This window comes from Shewanella sp. SM21, assembly GCF_025654335.1.
Classification (GTDB): Bacteria; Pseudomonadota; Gammaproteobacteria; order Enterobacterales; family Shewanellaceae; genus Shewanella; species Shewanella oncorhynchi.
This window is the reverse complement of the sequence record NZ_JAKKRL010000004.1, coordinates 238996-262606: the sequence shown is the minus strand read 5'-3', so window position 1 is coordinate 262606 and position 23611 is coordinate 238996. Positions and strand designations below refer to the sequence as shown.

The window sequence follows — 23611 nt, the reverse complement described above, 5'->3', positions numbered from 1 at the left end:
GGCATATTATCTATAATTTTTTGGCAAAAAGGACAACTTCTCGCCCCATACCTACGCTGGCAAGCGCTCGATAAAAATCTCTTTTGACTTGATTATTACCAGCTTTCGACATCTGGGTATCGAATCTCATACGCTTTTTATGGCAAACACGTCCTAGTTCCGGTGACTCAACATAATTGTCACCCATTAACAAAAACATATCTATTGGAAAGGTTGTTTCCTTCATGACAACATCAAAGCCGACAGAAGCAAGCAAATTACCTAAGGTTTCGAAATTGAAATAATTAAGGTGATGTGGAGGAGCAACCCACCAAGGGCGATAACCTTCATAAGATCTAAGCGTTTCCTGAAATGGGTTATAGTCATTTGGAACTACAACACACAAAATACCACCGGGTACTAGTGCTTCTCTGCATAGTGACAACATTTCTCTAGGATTTGGTATGTGTTCAAGGACTGCATTGGCGTGAATTGCATCAAATTTTCCGAGAATATTGACTGTCTCTTGATTAAAAAAACTCTCAACAACCTCTACTCCTAAACCTCTTGCATGCTCGCACGCCCGCGCTGATGGCTCGATTCCCAATGCAGTCCATCCATGCCGTCGACCATAATTAACAAAATGCCCTGGGCCAGATCCCACGTCCAAAATACGTCGTGATGTATCCGTTAAGAAATACTCTAATGTTTCATAACGATCAGCATAAACCTGATCCCACCAAGAATTATCCTCACCACTTTCCTTAATAAACAAAGGCTTATTCGTAGTGTAATATTCGTGCCTATATATGTTTTCAAGTTCATCTAGAGTAGGAAGAGGGTGCACGTGCTTGAAACCGCAACTTTGACATTCAATCACTTGGAAACCATTAACATCATCGACAAGATGTCCGATGTGTTGTTCAGAAGTCTTTTGATGCATCTCTATTCCTCAAATGGACGGCGTCACTAATTTGGCTTTTCCAAGAATTAGCAAATTTCAAGCCAATTAATATGAAGTTGTAACAAACTCCCTATAGCTGCTAAGATTTTAGCATCTGATTACTCACTAGCGGTACATATATTGCTTCTGCAATTTTTTAAACTCAATTATCATTATTGGCTAAATAATTAAAGGGTAAGTGAAAAAATGCCAAAGGATCAATCCATTGCCCTGTATACGGTTTTCCACTTAAACCTTGCCTTCTCATCCATTGAAAATGAGAAGCATGGCGAGGTAGTTAAACGTTGTTACTGGCCCTTACTGGAATTAGCCCAAGATGACGTAGCCCTTGGCTTAGAAATGACAGCAAATACCCTCGAAGCAATTAAGGCTGTAGATCCTGAATGGATCAATGCGTTCAAGTCATTATTATTATTAGGCAAGTGCGAATTAGTAGCCAGTGGCGATAGTCAGATCATTGGTCCGCTTATTCCTGCCAAGGTAAACCAAATCAACTTAAGACTTGGCCAAGACTACTACCAGCAGGAGCTAGGAATTAAACCCAATATTGCCTATCTCAATGAGCAGGCGGTCTCAGCAGGTCTCTTAGATATATATATTGATGAAGGTTTCGAAGCAGTGGTTGTAGAGTGGGACAATCCTTTCTCCCACAATCCTGACTGGCACACTGAGTTACTTGAGCGCCCTCAGTCACTAGTAAGCGCGAGCGGCCGAAAAATTAAAGTTATCTGGAACCACGCTATAGCCTTTCAAAAATTTCAGCGTTATGTTCATGGAGAACTAACACAGGAAGATTACCTCAATTATCTGCTCAAAGTACTTAAACCCGGCACAATCGCTTTTCCCGTGTATGGCAGCGATGCTGAGGTATTTGATTTTCGTCCAGGGCGCTACCTAACAGAAGCCAATGAAGTAACAGGTGAATGGCAGCGAGTTAAAACATTATTTAATGCTATTAAAGAAATGAAAAAGTATCGATGGGTATGCCCATCCAGCCTTTTGTCGCTTTGGCAGCCGAGCAAACCACTGAAATTGACTAATGCCCATCATCCCGTCTCGGTAAAAAAACAAGCCAAATATAATCTGTGCCGTTGGGGATTAAGCGGGCGCAACGATCTGTTGCTGAATACCCAATGTTATAAACACCTCGCCTCACTCCAAATTAAGCCTAATGCAGATGATAATGAATGGCGAAACCTTTGCCGTCTTTGGGCCAGCGATCTTAGAACCCATCTAACAAAAAATCGCTATAACGCGCTAAAGCTAACGACACCATCCTCAAAGTCACCAACTTTCGCTCCATGGATTCCCAGAGCAGATGTAATACTAGATTACGATGCGGAACGACGCAGACTGCATATCCGAACACCCTATCTATACCTAACTCTCAATGGTAATAGAGGTCTTGCTATTGATACTCTAGCCTTTTCCAGTCAAGGGTTTGAACCCATTATAGGCACTCTTTCACATGGCTATTTCGATCATATCAGCTATGGAGCTGATTTTTATAGCAACCATTTATTACTCGAGCGCTTTCGTGATAGAGACAGGGTGACCGATCTCAACCTAGTTGAATATCAACTAGGTGAACTGGATAGCTGCCTTATTATCTTTTGTAAACAATCACTAAACAGTGGCGGTCTAATTAAATGGTATAAACTGGATAGCGAAAGCTTATACACTGGGTTTTGTTTTGAGGACAGCCATAGGCCCGAAGCCTCGGTACGTCTTGGTTTTATGACTTTATTAGACTGCGAACAACGCGCATGGTACCAAACACGTTTAGGTGGAAACCAAGATGAGTTTTTCCAAATTACTGATGACATGGATCAAGGAGCCGCAGTATCTTCCATCGTATCCTCCTCAAGTGCACTAGGCGCTACAAATGGTACCATCAGCTTTGGCAGTAAGACTCGGGGAATACACATCAGTTGGAACCCTGCCAACTGTGCAGCACTGCCAATGATCTCAAGTAAAAAAATTAACAATCAATATTTGAACCGTCTGTGGTTTTCCCTTGCTGAAGCTGATGAAACCCTAAAATCTGGGGGGCATTTACTCAACTTTGCCATCTGTATCACTCCAACCATGAGACCTTGTCATGTCTAAAGCCCTTGCAATTGTTGGTGCTCGCCTTAACTCTAGTCGTCTCGCAGGCAAACACTTATTAGAGCTCGCAGGGAAGCCGCTAATTGAACAGTTATGGCGCCGCCTAGCATTGTGCCAAGAGGTTAATAGTTTTGAACTGGCTACCACTGCTGATGATTTTAATAAACCTCTCATAAATTGGGCACATACCCACCAAATTTGTTGCCATCCTTTTAAAGGAGATGTTAACGATCTAATGGCACGACTCGATAACATAATCCAAAGACAAGCACCTGACTTTATTATCTATATTTGCGGTGACTGCCCACTCATTGCTCCTGATTTTATCGATCATGCCCTGACAATGCTTAAGGCTTCGGGCAAAGACAGCATCAAACTCCATGATGGAGTCATCTCTATTCACGAAGGCATGGCATTTTACAGTCGCAAAGGATGGGAAAAACTGATGTCTGTAAGCCAATGTGCCATGTCGAGGGAGCACGTGGGTTACGCGGACAGAATCACCCCAGTGCTTGACTGCTTAAGTATTACCGATAGCGCAAATTATTCGCAGATAAAACACCGAATATCAGTAGATACTCAAGCCGACTATCGCTTTATGGAAGAAGTATATCGCCGTTGGTACAAGATCCATACTGTAGACACCATCGTCAGCCTAGCATGGGTGCAACAACAGTTATTAGAAGATCCAATGCTAGCGGCTATCAACAATCATGTGAAACAGAAAGCGGCAGATAAACTGTACGCAAAGGCCAGTATCTATTGTCATCTAGGACCCTCTATTGGCTTGGGACATTACAAGCGGTCCAAATCGATTGCCGATGCATTGCAAGAGTATCTTGGAATTGGGGCCATAGTACACGTCCAATATGAAGGACCACAACTTGAAAAAACATCACCTCGACTTCACTGGTATAAGAATGAAAATGAGTTGCTAACAGCCATGATTTTGGATCCAAATCCACTCATTCTACTTGATCTACATCCAGACTTTATTTCACTTCCAGCACTTAGAAAGACACTCCAGCCACTCAGAGATAAAAATACTAAAATTGTAGGGATAGATAAACTCATATCAATTATAAATGAGCTTGATTGGTTATTTATCCCTAGCTTCAATAAATCATTTCAGCATCCTAAGGTCTCTGTCGGCTGGCAAAACTATCTATTTTCTTCAATGCCCCAACAAACAAAGAAACACCAAATTCTTGTATTAACAGGTGGCAGTGATGCACTTGCTTACGGCACCATTTTACCCACGCTACTATCAACACTTTGTACTGATTGGCCTATTATTTGGGTACAAGGACCACTGGCCTCCCCCCCCTTATTGCCATTAAGTTCAACAATAAGCGTACTGACAGATCCCGATGATCTTCATGAGTTAATCGCAGAGTCAGAAATTATTTTAACTTGCTATGGCTTGTCACTATTCGAATCCATCTTCTCAAGTGCTGCTAGCATATTACTCCCGACACAACATTTGTGTGATAGCGTAGAACTCGAATTGCTTATCAAAGAGCACTGCTGCCTTACGAGTAGTTCCCTTCCTGATGCAATCTCAAAACTTAAAGATTTATTGAGTGATTGCAACGCAAGACAAAAACTACAAAAAGAAGCAAGCAGAGTATTTAACGACCACGCAGGTATGATAAATCTGATGGAAGATATTCAACGGCTATTGGAACAATAGTGTCTAAAACCATACAAAATTTAAGTAGATATATGCTACTCGCAGCCAGAGGCTGCCGAAATGGTACTTGGCTAGCATAGATTAACTTATGCAAGTAAAAAGCGTAGCTACGATATATTGCAACTCAGACCGGTCCAATGTGGGATATAAAGGAAGTGTGAGAATTTCTTCATAAAAACGTTCAGCATTAGGAAAGTCGCCAGTCTGAAAACCAAGAGAAATATAAAATGGCTGCAAATGTACAGGAAAATAATGCACATGCACTTGAATATCATTACGACGCATTGTATCGAAAACTATACGACGTTGATCCGCATGTTGTAGCCGTACCATATAGAGATGTCTAGCGCTGATAGAATCTGGTATAGGGTCAACAACATTCAGTCGTAAACCTGCTAGTTCTTGCTCATAGATATCAGCCAATTGATTTCGCTTAGTCACAAAATTATCTAGACGACTCATTTGTGATAGTCCCAGAGCAGCATGTAAATCCGTCATTCGATAATTAAACCCAAGTAAATGCTGCTCGTAATACCAGTCCCCTTCATCAGGCCTAAGCATCATTTCAGGTACTTTGGTTATTCCATGACTCCGATAGAGAGCCATTTTTGCTGCCAACTCTGCGCAGTTAGTCATTGCCATGCCACCTTCGGCGCTGGTAATAATCTTCACCGGATGGAAACTAAAAACTGTAATGTCCGAATATTCGCAGCTGCCAAGTTTATGACCCTGATAGCTACCGCCTATTCCATGTGAAGCATCCTCAATAACCTTAAATCCGTATTCATCAGCGAGTGCCGAAATGGCCTGCATATCGCAACTGTGACCGCATAGATGAACAGGAATAACCACCTTTGGTAAAGTTCCTACCTCTGCAGCAAGAAGCAGTTTTGTTGCCAGAGCCTTAGGACACATATTACCGGTATAGGGAGCCACATCAACAAAGTCTACTTCAGCGCCACAATAAAGCGCACTATTTGCTGATGCGACAAACGTAATAGGAGATGTCCAGACTAAATCCCCCCTTTCTACACCTAATGCAAGACAGGCTATATGTAATGCTGAGGTAGCACTATTTACTGCTACTGAATATTTTGCACCAACAGCCAGTGCCACAGCCTGTTCGAACACAGGAACGACTGGACCTTGTGTCAAGTAATCTGATTTCAATACCGCAAGCACAGCATCGATATCATCCTGATTAATATCATGCCTTCCATATGGAATCATGAACATGACTCCTCATCTAGTTTTAATATTTCTTCGACTGTTAAAAAATGAACATTACTACCAGAGTTATATTCGAAGCCAGAATTAACTAAAGTGCCAACTTCATTTAAAGCATTAACTGTAAAATCACTTTCACGACCAAAAAATTTAATTGATGGTGTGATAACAAAATGATCATAGAATTCTATCGTATGATGAGAATCATCACCTGGACACATAACTTCATGCATTTTTTCACCAGGACGAATACCTACGATCTCATGTGGTAATCCATTACCATAAGCATCCGCTAAATCGGAAATTCGTATTGAAGGGATCTTAGGTACAAAAATTTCTCCACCTTGCATTCTAGAGAAATTTTTAAGAACAAAATCAACACCATCTTGGAGTGTAATCCAAAAGCGTGTCATATCGGGATGGGTAATAGGAAGAGATGAAGCACCATTAGCAATCAACTGCTTAAAATAAGGAACGACAGAACCACGAGAACCTACGACATTTCCATATCTGACGGCAGCAAAGCGTGTTTTCCCAGGACCTACGATGTTATTGGCTGCAACAAATAACTTATCAGAAGCCAACTTTGTCGCACCATAAAGATTAATTGGACTCGCAGCTTTATCTGTCGATAAGGCGATCACCTTTTTTACTTTATTAGCAATAGCGGCCTTAATAACATTCTCTGCACCATAAATGTTTGTCTTGATACATTCCATAGGATTATACTCTGCAGCAGGTACCTGTTTTAATGCTGCTGCATGGATAACATAATCGACATCTTGCAATGCTTGCATTAAGCGGTCGGCATCACGCACATCTCCAATGAAATAACGCATACAGGGAGCATTAAATATCTGCTGCATTTCAAACTGCTTCAATTCATCTCTGGAAAAAATGATCAACCGTTTGGGCTTATACCTTTCTAAAATTGTTTTTGTGTATTTCTGCCCAAATGACCCAGTGCCACCTGTAATTAAAATTGTTTTGTTATCAAACATAGGGCCTCCCCAGTGGCTCAATTTAGCTTTCCATCTTGATAATGTAACCGTAGCAACCTATACAATTGACGATTTACTGCTAAAGCAATTAAATCAAAGCAAAAAACAAGCCAACATGGCATAAAATCATTACTAGAACGTAGTTTACTCACCTATAAAGCTCTATTAGTATAGGTAGTTACTCGTAAAATTTACATGATTTTATAGGCTAATTTCGACTTTATTGCATCAAGTCAGCCCTTTCTAACTAGTCAATCAACACCTGAGGGCTAAATGTCAATATAAACTGTCAAAAAAATAACATGGCGCATTTATTGCTGTTTTCTACCTGAGCAATTTTTTGCCTTGGCATATAAGATAAGAGCTCGTATTGACTTACTTGCCGACCAATAGGAATGTATAACTAATGAACAAAATATTGAATAGTTTCGCAATAAGTCGATTTAATGAATACTATTTACCTAGCATAAATCGCCATACTTTTGAAAATCTTGACTCAAAAACAATTTATAACAATAAGTTTAAAAAGGCATTTTCGATTAAAGATAAGCTTAATATTATTATTGGAATGGACTCAGGACTGCTAGCAAGTTATGCATTAGAACAGGAAATCGCTTTAGGGTCTAAATTTATATTTATCGAATTGGATGAAGTGCTACCATTATTAATTATAGATATCCCGTCAGCTAAGCAAAAAAACTTTAAGATAGTAAATGAAACTGATTTTCTAGAGCAGTTAGAACAAGAGGATATAAAAATATATCTCGCTAAAGGAGAGTATGAGATTTATGCTTCTCTTGGTGTCACATCCCAACACCTAGAAGCCTATAACTCACTATTTAGCAGAATAGAAAACAAAGTCCAAGATGAATATTTTAATCATAGGGTTTTATTCACCCAAAAAATATTCTTTCAGACTCAACTAGAGAATATCCCAGACAATCACACACCTGCAAAGCTTCTTAGAAACAAATTTGAAGGGAAAACTTGCTTGGTCGTTGCTGGCGGCCCCTCACTTGATGAGCATATTGATTGGATAATAAAGAACAGTGACAATCTTTTCATTATTGCAGTGTCGCGTATTGCAGGTAAGCTAGCTAAACACTCTATTTCAGTTGATATTATCACTTGCGTTGATCCACAAGAGTTTAGCTTTGATGTTAGTCGAGAAATTTTTGCATTAAGTGAAAACACACTTCTAGTAAACTCTTACCACGTTAGTCCAAAAGTACTTTCACAATGGCAAGGACAAAGTATATATCTAGGTCAACGATATCCATGGAGTGGCAAAAAGGATCACGACAACATCATTACTGTCGGGCCGACAGTTACTAATAGTTCGATTCGCCTAGCTGTTGAGATGGGGTTCAAAAAAATACTATTAAGTGGTGTTGATTATTGTTACTCAAGATCTGGATACACTCATGCAAACGGAACAGTTGAAGCTAATCTAGGCCCTAATTTAGGACATAATAATAAATGGGTCGAAACCTATGCAGGCTACCAAGCTGAAACTCCAATACAGCTTGTCCATGCGATGGAGTCACTAGCATCTGAGGCTAAAAAATATCCTAATGTTGACTTTATAAATTTGTCAAAAAATGCTGCAAAAATCGAAGGCATTTCTCATATTTCTACTAAAAATATTATTCTTGATGAACTTGGTAGTAAAATAATTTCTTGCCTAGAAAAGTGCGACACCCAAAATAAAAAAATTGACTTAGAACAAACATTAGATGAATGTAAAAAAGCTAAAGACGATCTCACCAAGCTACTAAAGCTAACAAAGAAAGCGTTAGCGCTATCTAAAAAACTCAATTTAAACTCATTGAACTCTGATGTCATACTTGATGAAGTCAATAAGATTGAAAAAAGTATAAACTCAAAGTACCCAGAGCTAACAAGATTAATTAAAACCTATGGATATCTTGAGTTTTCAAAGTTTCTAACTACAAGAGAAACAGAAAATTGGACTCAATCACACATTAATAAAATGACTATAAATTACTATAATGCATTTAATACGACCTGCCATAACATTCTTAAACTAGTAATAAAATCTTACAAAAAAATAGTTTTTAGAATATTAGAAATTGATTCTAGCTCATTAGCTCCACTCGCCCCTGTCTGGCTAGAAAATCATCAACCTGGTAGAGTTTTCTTATGGTGCAAAAACCATAAAGTTGCATTATCTGACTCGCATGAAAATTTTATTTTTTCACAATTAAAAGATAAATTTGAAGAAGATATCACTCAAGTACGAAAAGCTTATATCGATACGCTAAATAAAGCCTCTGGAATGGAACGCGTCTATAAAAAAATTATGGGACTAAACTCGAATGAAAATAGTTATGGATTATCACTTACAGTCCAAAACTTATTCCCCTTAATTGAATCTGACAATGAAGCTAAAAGGCTGTACCACCTCGCCTTATCATTCCAACTCAGCCTTGAACAGCAGCCGCAGCAGGCATTAGATGCTTTACTTGCTCTGCCTGAAGAACTTTGTACTGAGATGGAGTTAAAGCATATTATTTTACTGGCGCTCAAACTAAGTAACCTTGAGCTTGCAACAGCAACTCTAGTCAAAATTTTGGCTTATAGTGATGAGTACATGCCTCAGTATGCGCATATTTTAAAACTCCAAGGCAAGATTCAAGACTCAGTTAATGTCTACCTAGATTACCTAGAGAAGTATCCATCAGATACACAAACATGGATAAAACTTGGATTATTCATGTTTGAAATCAATCAAATAGAAGCTTCGCATACTGCATTTTCTAATGCAATTAATGCCGATCCCGATAATCAAGTGGCACGTGATTACTTATCTGAACTCACAAGACTAATGAACGTCTCACAATAACAGGCTCAAGATCACCGAACTCGCATATTCGTGTTCGGTGATTTCACTATTACCTCGCTAGACCGTATAATTAGCCTCGTTTCAGCATTGCTCATCTGCATATCCTAGGAGATTTTGTTTGGCTCATACCTATATACCTTTAGAAACTTACCGCCGTAAGTGGATTTTCAACCACAAAGACTTGCCTGTCACCGACGAGGACAAGGCGCACATCCTGCCGTTAACAGATAAAAGTGCGATGGAAATCTGGAGCCAATGGATCAGCAACAAGAGTAGTCGTGCGGAGCAATTTACTAAGGGAGACTGGGCGGCGAAGGCTGATGCTTGGGTGGAAACAGATCATTGGCAGAGCGCTTGGGATAGTGAAGATAGCAGTTTACCCACCATGTTAGCTGAGTTTATAAAATGGCCCGATGAGACGCCGGTGTATTTTTGCTATGAAAAATATCAGATTATTGAAACTCGTTGGGATGTGTTCGTCCGCAATTGGAAGTGTTTTCTTTTCTTTGATGACGGTCCCATTTTGATCTCGCCAAAACAGAAACAAGCGGTGATGTTCGAACAGAGTGGTCAGTACAAGCTAGGCACTCGCAGATAATTTATACAGGGTGCTTAACGCTGATGATTTCCCATCGATAGCTTTACGCCAACACTTTTACGCCGATAATTTAGCGCGATGAGTCATCTTGTTGGCATGCTCATATTTAATGATGAGTATGCCATATTTAACCATGTTTGAATGATGCGTAAGCACAATTAGCCTATCACTCACCTCTTCTTTAGATTAACATCCGTTTTCGGTGCCGAGTATTTGAGAAGTTGGGGGTCAACTTTTTGCTGTAAATACTCATAAAAAATCTGCTTAAAACCCAATAATTAAAATAGAAAAATGAGGTGTATTATGAAGTTACTCTCCACTCTTACCCTAGCAAGCGCGCTGTTATTACCCCACACATTAATGGCCAAAGAAGTCTCAGGAGTGCAAGTCGCCGAGACAGTGACATTAGATAGCCAAACATTACACCTCAATGGTGCGGGCGTTCGCAGTAAGTTCTTTATGGATTTATATGTAGGCAGTTTGTATTTGCCAGCAGCATTAAGTAGCACTGCAGCGGTTATTGATGCACCAGTTGCAGCGATACGCCTTAACATTACCTCTGGCATGATCACCTCAGAAAAAATGCGCGATGCGATCACTGAAGGTTTTGAGCAAGCGACGGCAGAAAACACCGCCGATATTCAACCGCAGATAGATACCTTTATGGCGCTGTTTAAGGAAGAAATTAAAGAAGGTGACCAATTTACCTTAGTCGCCAATAAAGCCCGTGGCGTGACAACCTATAAAAATGGTCAGGAACAAGCCACCATCGAAGGTGAAATGTTCCGTCAAGCACTGTTAAAAATTTGGCTAGGTGATAAGCCAGCCCAGAAAAGCCTCAAAGAGGCCATGCTGGGCAAATAACTGACATTAACGTTAGAATTTGAATTCGATATCCAAGGCCGCTGCGCCTTGGTTATCCATTTCAAGCGCGGCTTGATTTGTCACTTCTAACTCACCATCAAAGTAATAACCAGCATAGAGATTTACGGTTAGAGCAGGCGTTGCTCGCCAACCGCCACGCAGATAACTCACCCATTCGTTCGTTTCTACAGCAATATCATCATCCTCAATAAGGAATCGCTCAGTACGACGTGAACTACCCAAACCAATATTCCAATCAGGATTGAATTGATAACTAAGCTCTAGTCCTGCTGGACCACTAAAACCAGCTTGGAATGGATTAGCCAGTGTCCAATGTTCATCTATCTGCCAACGCATGGCAAGATAAGGCACTGTGCGAACTTCATCGATATCATTAAGATACGCGACGCCAAAGCCAATCATGTTTCCCGAATCAAATGCATACATGGCCGATGCCACAATACCGTAACTCTGAGCTTGGCTAGCCGATGCAGTATCGGCGTAGGCATATTGGATCTGCGGCGCTAAAAAGAAGGCCCAATGTTTATCCATGCGATAATTTAACGACACTCCGGCACGGTAACGATTAATATGATCCCAATTCTGTCCGTCAGTGCCAAACAGCGGTGCGACATTGTTTGCGCCAGTAAGCGTGATGTTACGCCAGTCATAATCAAGTCGGTCATAGCCCACACGAAAACCTAGCGACCATTGCTTATCCAGTGATACATTCATCCCAGCATTCAGTAATAAGCTGTCCCTTTGTAGCTCAGTATTGCCATTAGCTACCTCGGCGCTTTGGGTGCTGATCTGTGTGACACTTAATCTAAAAGGTTTGTATTCCTGCGAAGGTTTATCCGCTGCAATAGCGGCACAGCTCATTAACGGTAACAATAACAAACTGCTTTTCAGCAACCGCTGTTTTACGCTTAATGGTGCGAGTTTTCGATTAGCCACGCTAGCTCCTTGCATTTAAAATAATGGATAAATTTTTGTGCATAATACGCGCTATTGAATAAAAAGGTTCACACTTTCAAAATGAAGATACAAACTAATACCTCTGAAACAAACAAGCCTTCACTCTACCCGATGCGCCCTCAAGAACATGTCAGCACAACCCAATATATAATGATTCCTGTCGTCAAAAAGTTCATCGGCCACTAATCCCAATTCTAATTTAAGTTTTAACTCACCAAACAACATTAAACATAAACGCACTGCACTATGGTGAGCATTACCAAATCGATATTGCCCTAACGCCTCTACAGCGACTAAATAATCCGCCAATAAGCCCACTATGTGTTTAGGGCCTGCATCAAAGAACAATCGCGACACTTCAGGATGACTTTCGGATTGCGCCACACAGGCTTTGAATACAGTAATAGCTTCAGGACTGACAATCATCTCCCCAAATTGCAAGGCAAATTGGGTTAATGCCGATTCCGGTTTAGTGGGATCACTTAACAAATCATCATTAAGATTATGGCCAACACACTTAGATTCAATTGCCGCAACAAATAATTCATCTTTGCTGCCGTAATGGGAATATACGGTTTGTTTCGACACGCCCGCAAGCTTGGCAACCTCATCCATACTGGTATGAGGGAAACCTTGACGACAAAACAAATCAATAGCAGCCACAAGGACTTGCTGACGTTTTTGTTCACTACGGCTCAAAGGTAATTGCGTCTCAGAGGAATGCGTCATATCAACTCTCAAATGGATAGACATAATTAATTGGCATTAGTTAAGCACAAAATAGACTAGACAGTCTAGTTTCGTGCAACTAGACTAGCAAGTCTAGTTACATAGTATTAACGTTTAACTTACAGTGGAAGCCTTTAAAATGGATCGAACTGCCCGACTTTCTTGGCGCACTCTTAGCGTCTGCGTGTTTGCTTTAGCCACATTATCCGCCTGTCAAAAGGAAGTCACCGAACACGCTACGACAGCCACGCTACCCACAGTCACAAGCCAAACGTTGATCCAGACCCCAAGTTATGAACACTTTCAGACCTTCACTGGCACCATCCGTGCAGGTAATACCACAGGTGTAGGCTTTGAACTAGCGGGAAAGTTAAACAATTTACAGGTCGATTCTGGGAGTAAAGTTAAGCAAGGACAAATACTTGCAGTTCTCGATACCCGGCTACTCGAAGCCGAGCGTCAAGAGATCCAAGCAAGTCTGGCACAAACCCAAGCCGATGTTGATCTGGCCACCAGCACTCTAAAACGTAATCAAGAATTGAAAAAATCGGGCTATGTCTCTGAACAGCTATTAGATGAAAACCGCTCACAATTAAATAGCTTAGCCGCAGCGAAAAACCGTCTACTCGCCTCGCAGCATGCCAACCAACTTAAGCTCGATAAATCCATTTTAATAGCTCCCTTTGACGGTACCATAAGCCAAAGGCTACATAATCTTGGCGAAGTGATTGCCGTGGGCAGTCCTATCTTCACCTTAGTGGGTAACATCAATCCTGAAGCTTATATTGGTGTTCCTGTTGCGCTAGCGGAGCAATTTAACACCAAACAGCAAGTGCAAGTTAGTGTACGAGATCAAACCTTTTCTGCTGAAATTGCCGGTATTAGCGCTGAAGTCAATCCCATCAGTCGTACCCTACAACTGAGAATAAGCCTGCCCCGAGATGCCCGTGTGATTAACGGCGAAATTGCGTATCTGCATCAACAACAGCAAATCCCGCAACCGGGCTATTGGGTACCCATTTCCGCACTGACGGATGGTATTCGCGGATTATGGAATCTCTATGTCATCGCAAACTATGAACAGCAATCCATCATAGAGCGCCGCGATGTGGAAATCCTCTACACCACCCAAGACATGGCCTACATTCAAGGCGCGATTCAGCCTAATGAAATCTATGTAAGTCAAGGGCTGCATAAGCTGGTCGTCGGCCAAACTGTATCTCCCATTGCTGCAGCCACGAGGTAATTATGATTAAAGCCTTTGTTGAAAACGGCCGCTTAGTCAGCCTCGTTATTGCACTATTACTTGTCGCAGGCTTTGGTGCGATATCGAGCCTGCCGCGTACTGAAGATCCCCACATAACTAACCGTTTCGCCTCAGTGATCACCCCTTATCCTGGCGCCTCAGCCGAACGGGTAGAAGCCTTAGTGACTGAAGTCATTGAAAACCAGCTCAGGCGTTTGGAAGAAATTAAGTTGATCCAATCGACCTCTCGACCAGGGATTTCAGTTATACAGTTAGAATTGAAAGACACAGTTAAAGAAACGGCTCCTGTATGGTCTCGAGCGCGGGATTTATTGGCCGATGCGAAAATTAATTTACCTGAGGGCATACAATCTCCCACACTCGATGATCAAATTGGTTATGCCTACACCGCCATCTTAAGTTTAGTGTGGAATAGTAATACGCCCGTACAAGTCGACATGCTAAACCGCTACGCAAAAGAATTACAGAGTCGGCTCAGGCTGTTATCGGGCACGGATTTTGTCAAACTTTACGGCGCCCCAACCGAAGAAATGCTAGTGCAGCTTGATGGTAACAAGATGAGCCAGTTACAGCTCTCTCCTGCGTCCATCGCCCATATTCTCAGCGGCGCCGACAGTAAAATTGCTGCGGGTGAAATCAACAACCGTGAATTTCGAGCCTTAGTTGAAGTCTCCGGCGAGCTTGATTCTTTAACCCGTATTCGCCAAGTGCCGCTTAAAATTGATAGCCAAGGGCAAATTATTCGCCTCGGCGACATAGCCACAGTGACTCGCCAAGCTCAAACCCCAGCGGATAGCATAGCGTTAGTCGATGGTGAACAAGGCGTAATGGTTGCAGTACGAATGATCGATAATACCCGTGTTGATCTTTGGCAAGCGCAAGTCAATAACGTCGTTGACGAACTCAATCGCGAAGTCCCCGCCAATATCCAGATCCAATGGCTATTCGAGCAAAACAGTTACACCAGCGAACGACTTGGCGGGCTAGTGGTTAACCTGCTGCAAGGATTTGTCATCATCTTACTGGTATTACTCCTCACCCTAGGCTTAAGAAACGCCATTATAGTGGCGATTTCATTGCCGCTCACAGCGCTGTTTACCTTGGCCTGCATGAAATATATCGGCCTGCCGATACATCAAATGTCGGTGACAGGACTCGTCGTCGCCCTTGGGATCATGGTGGACAATGCGATAGTGATTGTCGATGCCATATCACAAAGGCGTCAGCAAGGAATGAGCCGTTTAGCCGCAGTGAGCGAAACCTTACACCATCTTTGGCTGCCCTTAGCGGGATCGACTATCACCACTATTTTGGCTTTTGCGCCCATAGTACTCATGCCCGGTGCTGCGGGAGAATTTGTCGGTGGCATTGCCATGTCAGTGATGTTTGCGCTGCTGGGCTCTTACGTGATTTCCCATACGTTAATTGCAGGGCTCGCGGGACGTTTTAGTCATGAAGGTAAACAGGATGTCTGGTATCAACACGGGATCAACCTCCCGCTAGTGAGCCAATATTTTCAAGCGAGCCTGAGAATTGCCCTTAAACGCCCTATCGTCAGCGCGCTGCTTATCGGCATTACACCAGTATTAGGGTTTTTCGCCTCGGGTAAGATGACGGAGCAATTCTTTCCGCCATCGGACAGGGACATGTTCCAAATTGAAATCTATCTTGCGCCCCATGTGAGTTTAGAAAACACCTTGAACCAAGTGCAGTTGATGGATAAAAAACTCCACGCAGTCACAGGGATCACTCAAGTCGATTGGGTGGTGGGCGGTAATACGCCCTCATTTTATTACAACCTGACGCAGCGCCAACAAGGGGCGACTAACTATGCACAGGCCATGGTAAAAGTGACTGACTTTGAGCGTGCTAATGAGTTAATCCCCGAATTACAACAGCAATTTGATAGCGCTTTTCCCGAAGCGCAAGTACTAGTACGAAAACTCGAGCAAGGCCCGCCCTTTAATGCGCCAGTGGAGTTAATGATCTTCGGCCCGAATCTAGATACTTTGCGATCATTGGGCGACGACGTTCGTAATATTCTCGCGCAAACGCCGGACGTACTTCACACACGTGCAACCTTAAGTGCCGGTGCGCCTAAGCTGTGGCTACAGGTAAATGAAGATGCCAGTCTAATGAGTGGGTTAAGCCTGACGGACATTGCCAAACAGATCCAAATGTCAACCACAGGCGTTATCGGTGGCAGCGTGCTTGAGCAAACAGAATCCTTACCCGTACGAGTTCGCCTTACTGATGACAGTCGCGAGCAGGTGAGCCGCCTTTCTGAAATTCAATTAATGACACCTTCGGGTGAGTCTGTTGCATTATCCGCCCTCGCCCACAACGAAGTGCAAGTGAGCCGCGGCGCCATTCCAAGGCGCAACGGCCAAAGGGTTAATACCATAGAAGCCTACATCGTCAGTGGGGTATTACCTGCTCAAGTACTTAATGATGTCAAAGATAAAGTGGCTCAATTACCGTTGCCATCGGGTTATCGCATTGAAATCGGTGGGGAAAGCGCTAAGCGTAACGAAGCAGTCGGTAATTTACTGTCCAATATGATGTTGGTCGTCACCTTGTTATTAGCCACTGTGGTATTGTCGTTTAACTCCTTTCGGCTCACAGCGATTATTCTATTGAGCGCGATACAATCAGCAGGACTAGGCCTATTAGCCGTGTTTGTGTTCGGGTACCCATTTGGATTCCCAGTCATCATAGGACTACTTGGATTAATGGGACTTGCCATTAACGCTGCGATTGTGATCTTGGCCGAACTAGAAGATATGCCGAGCGCTCGGCTCGGCGATATGGAAACCATAGTCTCTACCGTCAGCAGCTGTGGTCGTCATATCAGCTCAACAACCATTACCACCGTGGGCGGTTTTATTCCGCTCATCATTGCTGGCGGCGGGTTTTGGCCTCCCTTTGCCATTGCTATCGCGGGCGGCACCCTGCTGACGACTTTACTTTCTCTGGTATGGGTTCCAACCATGTATTTGCTGCTGATGAAAACCCGTACGGCAAACACCCCATCCGCGATTCAAGCTCAAATCGCATCATGAACTAGATATTGGTACAGTTTATCTTTAAGGTTTAATCGCTCTAATTTTAACGCTAAAAAGTGCTCATCGGCGGTGGGCACTTTTGTTAACTCCAGCGCCCTAATTTTATTATCGAGCTCATGGTAACGACTAGCCATGGTCGCGAAGGCAGTATTATTGACTTTTAAATGCTTAATTTGATCGACAAAATCAGGAAACTCATAAACCAACGCATGATTCTCACCTAGCATATACACTTCTCCTATAATGTGGTTCTAACACTATGAACTCCATTCACCTTAAGCAGCTTAGTCTATACCTTCAGAATACAGCCAGTACTTGGGCATGTTATCTGCTAACATTTCTGCAAAATAAGCTGATGAGTCCAAGTCTAAAACTGCAAAAAATATCAACGAAATGAGTTTAAAATTGCAGAAGTTTTAGACCCACATCAAGACTACAGAGTAAAACTTAGGCTACATTGATGTAACCGTTACCTATAGGATCTTACGATGAATTATAAAAATTGGCCTATTGCAAAACAAATTGGCGCCCTCGCGTTTATTCTCACTCTTCTCATCTTTGGCGTATTGAGTACCGTCTCCTATAAAGCCGCTTCAAATGTATTAGAAGATAAAGGTATCAGTGCCATGAAATCTGAAATGCGTGCAGTTTCAGACATGTTAGAGCTGCAGTACGATAGTCTTCTGCAGCTTGCGAGACGCAACGCCGATGTTTTTAAGGAAATGTATCCTGGACAATTTAGTCTGCAAAATAAAACTGTCAATGTGATGGGAGTAGGCTCTCCAGCCCTAATGCATGAACAAGAACAAGTGAACTCATCAAAAAGTAAAGTCGATCGTTTTGCTAATCTAACTGGCGGTACCGCTACAGTATTTGTGCGTGATGGCGATGACTTTATGCGAGTTTCGACTTCGCTCAAAAAAGCCGATGGCAGCCGTGCACTAGGTACTTCCCTTGGCAAAACACATCCAGGCTATCAAGTGCTGCTCAGCGGTAATGAATACGAAGGTTATGCCAAACTTTTCGGCAAAGACTACATGACAGTCTATCGTCCAGTGAAAGACACACAGGGCAAAGTTATTGGTATCTTATATATTGGCTTCGACATCACCAGTTCCTTAAAACAATTACAAGAAGCAGTTAACAGAATCACCTTAGAAGAAAGTGGCCATTTTCTATTAGTACGCAAAGCAGACAATGTGTTAGTCGCCCATCCTAAGTTCAACGCAGGTGACATCATCACCGAAAGTATGCTTGATGGCTTAAGTGTTGCGTATGCCACCCAAAATGATGCGGAATCCCATTACAGCAATAGTAAAAATGAGCCCATGTTTGCCTATAGCCAAACCGTAACAGGCTGGAATTGGGTGCTAGTGGGTCAAGTCAAAGCAAGTGAGCTTAATGAAGAAAGTATGCAATTGCTCACCATCAACGCCATCGTTGCTATCACAGGGATCGCGCTGATCACAGCGCTATTATCAGTTGTCTTAATTCGCGCACTCAAACCTTTGCATGCCCTCCAAGTGCATATGGAAAATTTAGGCAGTGGCGATTTTAGCCATCACTTAGCGCCATCAGAACCACAGAGTCAAAACGAAGTGGATCGAATTACGACCAGCGTATCAACTATGTCCTCAGAGCTCAGGCAATTGATTATTGCATTGCAGGATTCAGTCATAAGTCTAGAGCAACAGGCCTCCAAGGCACAAAGTATCGCGAAGCAAAATGGTGAAGAAGCTCAAGCCCTAATGCTACAAACGGATCAAATCGCAACTGCCATCGAAGAAATGTCGACCTCGATCCGTGATGTGGCTAATCATGCCCAAGATGGCGCAGTTCAAAGCCAGCAAGTGGATGCCGCAGCCAAAGAAGGTCAAAACCAACAGACGAAAGTGGTGCAGGATTTACTCAAACTCAGTCAGCAACTCAGCAACAGTCATCAATCGGTTGAAAAAGTCAGCCATGAAAGTGAAGCGATCAGCAAGGTGACCGAAGTCATTAACAGCATTGCCGAACAAACTAATTTACTCGCATTAAATGCAGCGATTGAAGCGGCGCGCGCAGGCGATCAAGGTCGAGGCTTTGCCGTCGTTGCCGATGAGGTGAGAACTCTCGCCCAGCGGACCCAGTCATCCATTGTAGAAATTGGCCAAACGATTGAAAAGCTGCAAACTCAAGTGAAAAGCACCACAGAACAAATGAGCCAAAGTCATCAATTAGGAATGGAATCTGCAGCACAGGGTGAAGCAACGGGTGAACAACTGAAGGAAATCACCCGTAGGATTGGCGAACTCGCGATTAGCTCACGCAATATTGCCTCGGCTACTGAGCAGCAAAGCAGTGTTGCACAAGAGATAACCCACAATTTGCATCAGATCAGCGAACTCGCTAACGAAGGCGAGCACCGTGCCACTGAAACAGTGCATTCTGCCAATGAACTGTCTTCCTTAGCCGCCGCCTTAAAACGCCAAATAAGCCAGTTTAAGGCATAACTCAAATACGGACTTAGATAACCTGAGCTCGGGATAAGCAGAGCCGCTGAATAGACATCTTTTCGGGCCTCTCTGCGTTGCTCTGTCTAACCATAGCTCGCTATGGCGTACGACAGAGCGCCTTGATATGCGCAAAAATCTGCGCATTCAGTCAGGAAATAGATTTTTCGCTTTAAACGAATAATTTTATGTAATTGATTTTATTTGTTAAATTTAGATTTTTCGACACTCGTTATCCCGAGTTCAGGTTAGATACAGAGTTAGTGCTTTATCAAACGTTAAATGCCGCCCTAACTGGGCGGCATTTTTTATAACAGCACTACATCAAAACGATAGGAGCAACATTTAAGAAAGGGATTTGGGACTTTGATTTAGGATCCTGACGTAAAGGAGTAATGGAGTAATGGAGAAATGGAGAAAATATCTTAAACCATGCGAGCAAGCATCTGCAGAGAGCACAATCAAAAAGCGATGATATCAGGCCTATTCGCTGCAGTTATACCACCACTCTGCAGCGAAGTTAACTGCTTGGCCTAATACAATAACGCAGCTCTACTTCAAACTAAAATAACCTCAGCCCATCAAAAAATCCCAATAAAAAACCCCGCTAATGCGAGGTTTTTAAATCGAGTTTAGACGTTACTCGGCATCTTCTGCCGATCTGTCCATGTTCTCTGTATTTTCAAGCCACAGGGCATTGATAATCCCGAAAGAACAGGCCAACAAAACCCCTAATATCCACGTAAAATACCACATAGCAGATGCTCCTTAATGCCTAATAGAGTGAGGCTTTGTTATCTTCAATATGCTTACGGCCGATACGACCAAACATCTTGTAGTAAGTCCAGACAGTGTAGCTCAACACTATAGGTACGAAAATCGCTGCAGCAGCAGTCATAACACCTAAGGTCATTTTACTGGCTGTTGCATCCCACATAGTCAAACTGACGTTAGGGTTAAGTGATGATGGCATGACGAATGGGAACATTGCTGCACCGCAAGTCAAAATCACCATAGCCACAGTGAGTGAGCTGAATAGGAACGCAAAACCTGAACGGTTAAAGCGGCTAACCAAAATCACTAGCAGAGGCAATGCCACACCTAAGATGGGGAACAGCATAGTGATGGGGTATTTGTCATAGTTGGCAAGCCAAGCACCCGCTTCAATTGCGACGGTTTTCATGGCTGGGTTAGAAACCGCATTATGGTCCAGTACTGAAGTCACTACATAACCATCAATACCATTGGCTAACCACACACCCGCAGCAGCAAACAACACAGCCACTAACAGTGCGAAGAATTGCGTGGCTTTCGCAGCACGAACACGCAGCTCACTGTCAGTCTTCATTTGTAGCCAAGAAGCGCCTTGCATCATAAACATGCTCACGCTCACAAGACCTGCCAGCAAACCGAAAGGATTCAACAGGCCGAACAGACCACCATGATAAGTCGCACGTAGGAACTCGTCGAATTCAAAAGGCACACCTTGCAACAAGTTACCAAAGGCCACGCCTATGATTAGCGGAGGTACAAAACCACCGGCAAACAAAGCCCAGTCCCACGACTTACGCCATTTTGGATTTTCGATTTTAGAACGATAATCGAATCCGACTGGACGCATGTAGAGGGCAAACAGCACTAACATCATGGCGACATAGAAGCCAGAGAAAGACACTGCATACACCATAGGCCAAGCGGCAAATAACGCACCGCCTGCTGTGATTAACCACACTTGGTTGCCGTCCCAATGGGGAGCAATAGTGTTAACCATGATACGGCGTTCAGTATCGTCTTTGCCTATAATTGGCAGTAACGCACCGACACCCATGTCAAAACCATCAGTAACCGCAAATCCGATGAACAGTACGCCGATCAGAGCCCACCAGATAACTCTTAATATTTCATAATCAAACATAATGAAATCCTCTGCTTAGGCTTCTAGGTTCTCGAAATGATAACGACCAGTTTTCAAACTGCTCGGACCAATGCGGGCAAACTTAAACATCAAGAACATCTCAATCACCAGCAGTACAGTGTAGAACAAGGTGATAGAAAGGATACTGAACCATAAGTCGCCAGTCGTTAAGCTTGACGCAGACATAAAGGTCGGTAGTACCTCAGAAATCGTCCAAGGTTGACGACCATACTCAGCCACAAACCAACCACACTCAATCGCGATCCAAGGCAATGGCAAGCTATAAAGTGCAGCTTTAAGTACCCATTTTTTCTCGGCAATTTGATGACGTGTGCTTTGCCAGAATGCCGCAGCAAATACGAACAACATGATAAAGCCTAGACCTACCATCACACGGAAGCTCCAGAAAATCGGTGCTACGTTCGGGATAGAATCTTTAGCTGCTGCTTTAATTTGCTCTTCAGTCGCATCAACCACTTTGTCTGTGTAGCGTTTCAGTAAGAAACCGTAGCCTAAGTCGACTTTCGCTTCTTCAAAAGCAGCACGTAGTTCAGGCGTTTCTTCACCCGCTCGCAGTTTCACTAGCATGGCATAGGCTTTCATACCGTTACGGATACGCACTTCATGCTCAGCAATCAAGTCATGAATACCAGTCACTTCTTCATCCAACGAGCGTGTTGCCACTATACCCATCGCATAAGGAATTTTGACTGCAAAATCTGTTTTCATGGTTTCTTGATTCGGAAAACCGACAGCAGTAAAGGCTGCTGGAGCAGGCTCGGTATGCCACTCAGCTTCAATCGCTGCTAACTTAACGCGCTGTGCTTCACCCACTTTATAGCCAGATTCGTCACCTAACACGATAACCGACAGAATCGCCGCCATACCAAAGCTTGCCGCAATCGCGAATGAGCGACGGGCAAAAGGTAAGTCACGTTTCTTGAGGATGTAATAAGCACTGATCGCCAGTACAAACATGGCACCCGCCACATAACCCGAAGCGACGGTGTGAACAAACTTAACCTGCGCGACAGGGTTAAACACAACCTCAGCGAAGCTGGTCATTTCCATACGCATGGTTTCGTAGTTGAACACTGAACCCACAGGGTTTTGCATCCAACCGTTTGCCACTAGGATCCACAATGCCGACATGTTAGAACCAAAGGCCACTAACCAAGTCACGACTAAATGCTGACGCTTAGTGAAACGATCCCAACCGAAGAAGAACATACCCACGAAGGTAGATTCAAGGAAGAAGGCCATTAAACCTTCAATAGCCAGAGGCGCACCAAAGATGTCCCCTACGTAATGCGAATAGTAAGACCAGTTAGTACCAAACTGGAATTCCATTGCCAAACCTGTGGTAACCCCCAAGGCAAAGTTAATACCAAATAACTTACCCCAGAACTTAGTCATATCTTTATAAATTTGTTTATCTGTCATCACATACAGTGATTCCATGATAGCCAGCAAAAATGCCAACCCCAAAGTCAAGGGAACAAATAGGAAGTGATACATGGCTGTCAGCGCAAACTGCAACCGCGATAGCTCAACAACCTCTTCAACAATCATCGGTGACTCCTTACTTGGTGCGTCCAATTGCTATGACAAAACCCGCGTCAATCACAGCAAGTGCCTTTGTAGGATAGTGAGTTTTCATTTTGTGTTTATATCTGCGACAACAGTATAAACCGTTAAATTTAATCTTTTGCATTAGTTCGAAGCAGCAAGGGCTAAAAAGTACCAATATCCGTTGCATATTGAGACGCGAGTCACACTATCACAAGTAACTGAGACCGACACCCTACCACTCACTCAATCAAATGATTTCATCGATATAAATATCAGATAGTTAAGATATTTA

General features: G+C 42.9%; 17 protein-coding genes. 8 read left to right on the top strand and 9 right to left on the bottom strand.

Translation table 11 applies throughout. From position 1 onward, the window contains the following. Positions 1-10: 10 nt before the first annotated feature. The gene (locus L5L94_RS07315) at positions 11-922 is read right to left on the bottom strand and encodes a class I SAM-dependent methyltransferase (protein WP_131523690.1); all 912 of its coding nucleotides are present in this window, start codon (positions 920-922) and stop codon (positions 11-13) included. Between the two features lie 207 nt (positions 923-1129). Here L5L94_RS07315 and L5L94_RS07310 point away from each other — a divergent pair, with 207 nt between their 5' ends. Continuing rightward, positions 1130-3052, top strand: a complete 1923-nt coding sequence (locus tag L5L94_RS07310) for a glycoside hydrolase (protein ID WP_131523689.1) — start codon at positions 1130-1132, stop codon at positions 3050-3052. Beyond that, entirely contained in the window at positions 3045-4745 is a 1701-nt protein-coding gene (locus L5L94_RS07305) for a cytidylyltransferase domain-containing protein (protein WP_263162218.1), read from the top strand. Before L5L94_RS07310 ends, L5L94_RS07305 begins: the two co-directional genes overlap by 8 nt. 81 nt (positions 4746-4826) lie before the next feature. On the opposite strand, the gene pseC is transcribed toward L5L94_RS07305, so the two are convergent. Continuing rightward, the gene (gene pseC / locus L5L94_RS07300) at positions 4827-5975 is read right to left on the bottom strand and encodes a UDP-4-amino-4,6-dideoxy-N-acetyl-beta-L-altrosamine transaminase (RefSeq protein WP_263162215.1); all 1149 of its coding nucleotides are present in this window, start codon (positions 5973-5975) and stop codon (positions 4827-4829) included. Then, positions 5972-6973 (bottom strand): UDP-N-acetylglucosamine 4,6-dehydratase (inverting), encoded by a 1002-nt coding sequence (gene pseB, locus L5L94_RS07295; protein WP_105251911.1) that lies wholly within the window; start codon positions 6971-6973, stop codon positions 5972-5974. The genes pseC and pseB overlap by 4 nt, the downstream gene beginning before the upstream one ends. A 406-nt stretch (positions 6974-7379) precedes the next feature. On the opposite strand from pseB, the gene L5L94_RS07290 reads away from it, so the two are divergent. The 3 genes from L5L94_RS07290 (at position 7380) to L5L94_RS07280 (ending at position 11301) form a co-directional block, all read left to right on the top strand. Next, a complete protein-coding gene (locus L5L94_RS07290) occupies positions 7380-9839 on the top strand; it encodes a 6-hydroxymethylpterin diphosphokinase MptE-like protein (protein WP_263162212.1) in 2460 nt (819 codons plus the stop codon). 118 nt (positions 9840-9957) lie between these two features. After that, on the top strand, positions 9958-10437 hold the full coding sequence (locus L5L94_RS07285) for a DUF2947 domain-containing protein (protein ID WP_263162210.1): 480 nt from the start codon (positions 9958-9960) through the stop codon (positions 10435-10437). 303 nt (positions 10438-10740) lie between these two features. After that, complete coding sequence (locus L5L94_RS07280) at positions 10741-11301, top strand: chalcone isomerase family protein (protein WP_263162207.1); 561 nt, start codon at positions 10741-10743, stop codon at positions 11299-11301. 12 nt (positions 11302-11313) lie between these two features. Here the strand turns inward: L5L94_RS07280 and L5L94_RS07275 are convergent, their stop codons facing one another. After that, positions 11314-12258, bottom strand: a complete 945-nt coding sequence (locus L5L94_RS07275) for an autotransporter outer membrane beta-barrel domain-containing protein (RefSeq protein WP_263162204.1) — start codon at positions 12256-12258, stop codon at positions 11314-11316. 120 nt (positions 12259-12378) lie between these two features. Further along, positions 12379-13008, bottom strand: coding sequence for a TetR/AcrR family transcriptional regulator (locus L5L94_RS07270; protein WP_105251906.1), 630 nt, complete (start codon positions 13006-13008; stop codon positions 12379-12381). 139 nt (positions 13009-13147) lie between these two features. On the opposite strand from L5L94_RS07270, the gene L5L94_RS07265 reads away from it, so the two are divergent. Next, positions 13148-14254: an efflux RND transporter periplasmic adaptor subunit gene (locus L5L94_RS07265; protein WP_263162201.1), complete on the top strand. Its 1107-nt coding sequence runs from the start codon at positions 13148-13150 to the stop codon at positions 14252-14254. A 2-nt stretch (positions 14255-14256) separates the two neighbouring features. Then, entirely contained in the window at positions 14257-17337 is a 3081-nt protein-coding gene (locus tag L5L94_RS07260) for an efflux RND transporter permease subunit (RefSeq protein WP_263162198.1), read from the top strand. On the opposite strand, the gene L5L94_RS07255 is transcribed toward L5L94_RS07260, so the two are convergent. Beyond that, positions 17322-17567 carry a YdcH family protein gene (locus tag L5L94_RS07255; RefSeq protein ID WP_105251903.1) on the bottom strand — a complete coding sequence of 82 codons (246 nt, stop codon included), beginning with the start codon at positions 17565-17567 and terminating at the stop codon, positions 17322-17324. The two genes, L5L94_RS07260 and L5L94_RS07255, sit on opposite strands and share 16 nt — an antisense overlap. 261 nt (positions 17568-17828) lie before the next feature. On the opposite strand from L5L94_RS07255, the gene L5L94_RS07250 reads away from it, so the two are divergent. Further along, entirely contained in the window at positions 17829-19832 is a 2004-nt protein-coding gene (locus L5L94_RS07250; RefSeq protein WP_263162193.1) for a methyl-accepting chemotaxis protein, read from the top strand. Positions 19833-20471: 639 nt separating this feature from the next. Here L5L94_RS07250 and cydX read toward each other — a convergent pair. From cydX to L5L94_RS07235, 3 genes are read right to left on the bottom strand one after another with little or no spacing between them, the layout of a single operon-like run. Next, positions 20472-20588, bottom strand: a complete 117-nt coding sequence (gene cydX, locus L5L94_RS07245) for a cytochrome bd-I oxidase subunit CydX (protein WP_011788717.1) — start codon at positions 20586-20588, stop codon at positions 20472-20474. A gap of 19 nt (positions 20589-20607) precedes the next feature. Further along, complete coding sequence (cydB, locus tag L5L94_RS07240; RefSeq protein WP_028761243.1) at positions 20608-21747, bottom strand: cytochrome d ubiquinol oxidase subunit II; 1140 nt, start codon at positions 21745-21747, stop codon at positions 20608-20610. A 15-nt stretch (positions 21748-21762) separates the two neighbouring features. Continuing rightward, the gene (locus L5L94_RS07235) at positions 21763-23319 is read right to left on the bottom strand and encodes a cytochrome ubiquinol oxidase subunit I (RefSeq protein ID WP_028761244.1); all 1557 of its coding nucleotides are present in this window, start codon (positions 23317-23319) and stop codon (positions 21763-21765) included. Positions 23320-23611 lie beyond the last annotated feature (292 nt).

What these genes read in the sequence shown, in the direction of transcription:
- pseC (WP_263162215.1), bottom strand. Translation starts at nt 5,975, where the DNA reads ATGATTCCATATGGAAGGCATGATATTAATCAGGATGATATCGATGCT.
- L5L94_RS07290 (WP_263162212.1), top strand. Translation starts at nt 7,380, where the DNA reads ATGAACAAAATATTGAATAGTTTCGCAATAAGTCGATTTAATGAATAC.
- cydX (WP_011788717.1), bottom strand. Translation starts at nt 20,588, where the DNA reads ATGTGGTATTTTACGTGGATATTAGGGGTTTTGTTGGCCTGTTCTTTC.
- L5L94_RS07235 (WP_028761244.1), bottom strand. Translation starts at nt 23,319, where the DNA reads ATGATTGTTGAAGAGGTTGTTGAGCTATCGCGGTTGCAGTTTGCGCTG.
- L5L94_RS07265 (WP_263162201.1), top strand. Translation starts at nt 13,148, where the DNA reads ATGGATCGAACTGCCCGACTTTCTTGGCGCACTCTTAGCGTCTGCGTG.
- L5L94_RS07310 (WP_131523689.1), top strand. Translation starts at nt 1,130, where the DNA reads ATGCCAAAGGATCAATCCATTGCCCTGTATACGGTTTTCCACTTAAAC.
- L5L94_RS07280 (WP_263162207.1), top strand. Translation starts at nt 10,741, where the DNA reads ATGAAGTTACTCTCCACTCTTACCCTAGCAAGCGCGCTGTTATTACCC.
- L5L94_RS07305 (WP_263162218.1), top strand. Translation starts at nt 3,045, where the DNA reads ATGTCTAAAGCCCTTGCAATTGTTGGTGCTCGCCTTAACTCTAGTCGT.
- L5L94_RS07250 (WP_263162193.1), top strand. Translation starts at nt 17,829, where the DNA reads ATGAATTATAAAAATTGGCCTATTGCAAAACAAATTGGCGCCCTCGCG.
- cydB (WP_028761243.1), bottom strand. Translation starts at nt 21,747, where the DNA reads ATGTTTGATTATGAAATATTAAGAGTTATCTGGTGGGCTCTGATCGGC.
- L5L94_RS07270 (WP_105251906.1), bottom strand. Translation starts at nt 13,008, where the DNA reads ATGACGCATTCCTCTGAGACGCAATTACCTTTGAGCCGTAGTGAACAA.
- L5L94_RS07260 (WP_263162198.1), top strand. Translation starts at nt 14,257, where the DNA reads ATGATTAAAGCCTTTGTTGAAAACGGCCGCTTAGTCAGCCTCGTTATT.
- L5L94_RS07315 (WP_131523690.1), bottom strand. Translation starts at nt 922, where the DNA reads ATGCATCAAAAGACTTCTGAACAACACATCGGACATCTTGTCGATGAT.
- pseB (WP_105251911.1), bottom strand. Translation starts at nt 6,973, where the DNA reads ATGTTTGATAACAAAACAATTTTAATTACAGGTGGCACTGGGTCATTT.
- L5L94_RS07255 (WP_105251903.1), bottom strand. Translation starts at nt 17,567, where the DNA reads ATGCTAGGTGAGAATCATGCGTTGGTTTATGAGTTTCCTGATTTTGTC.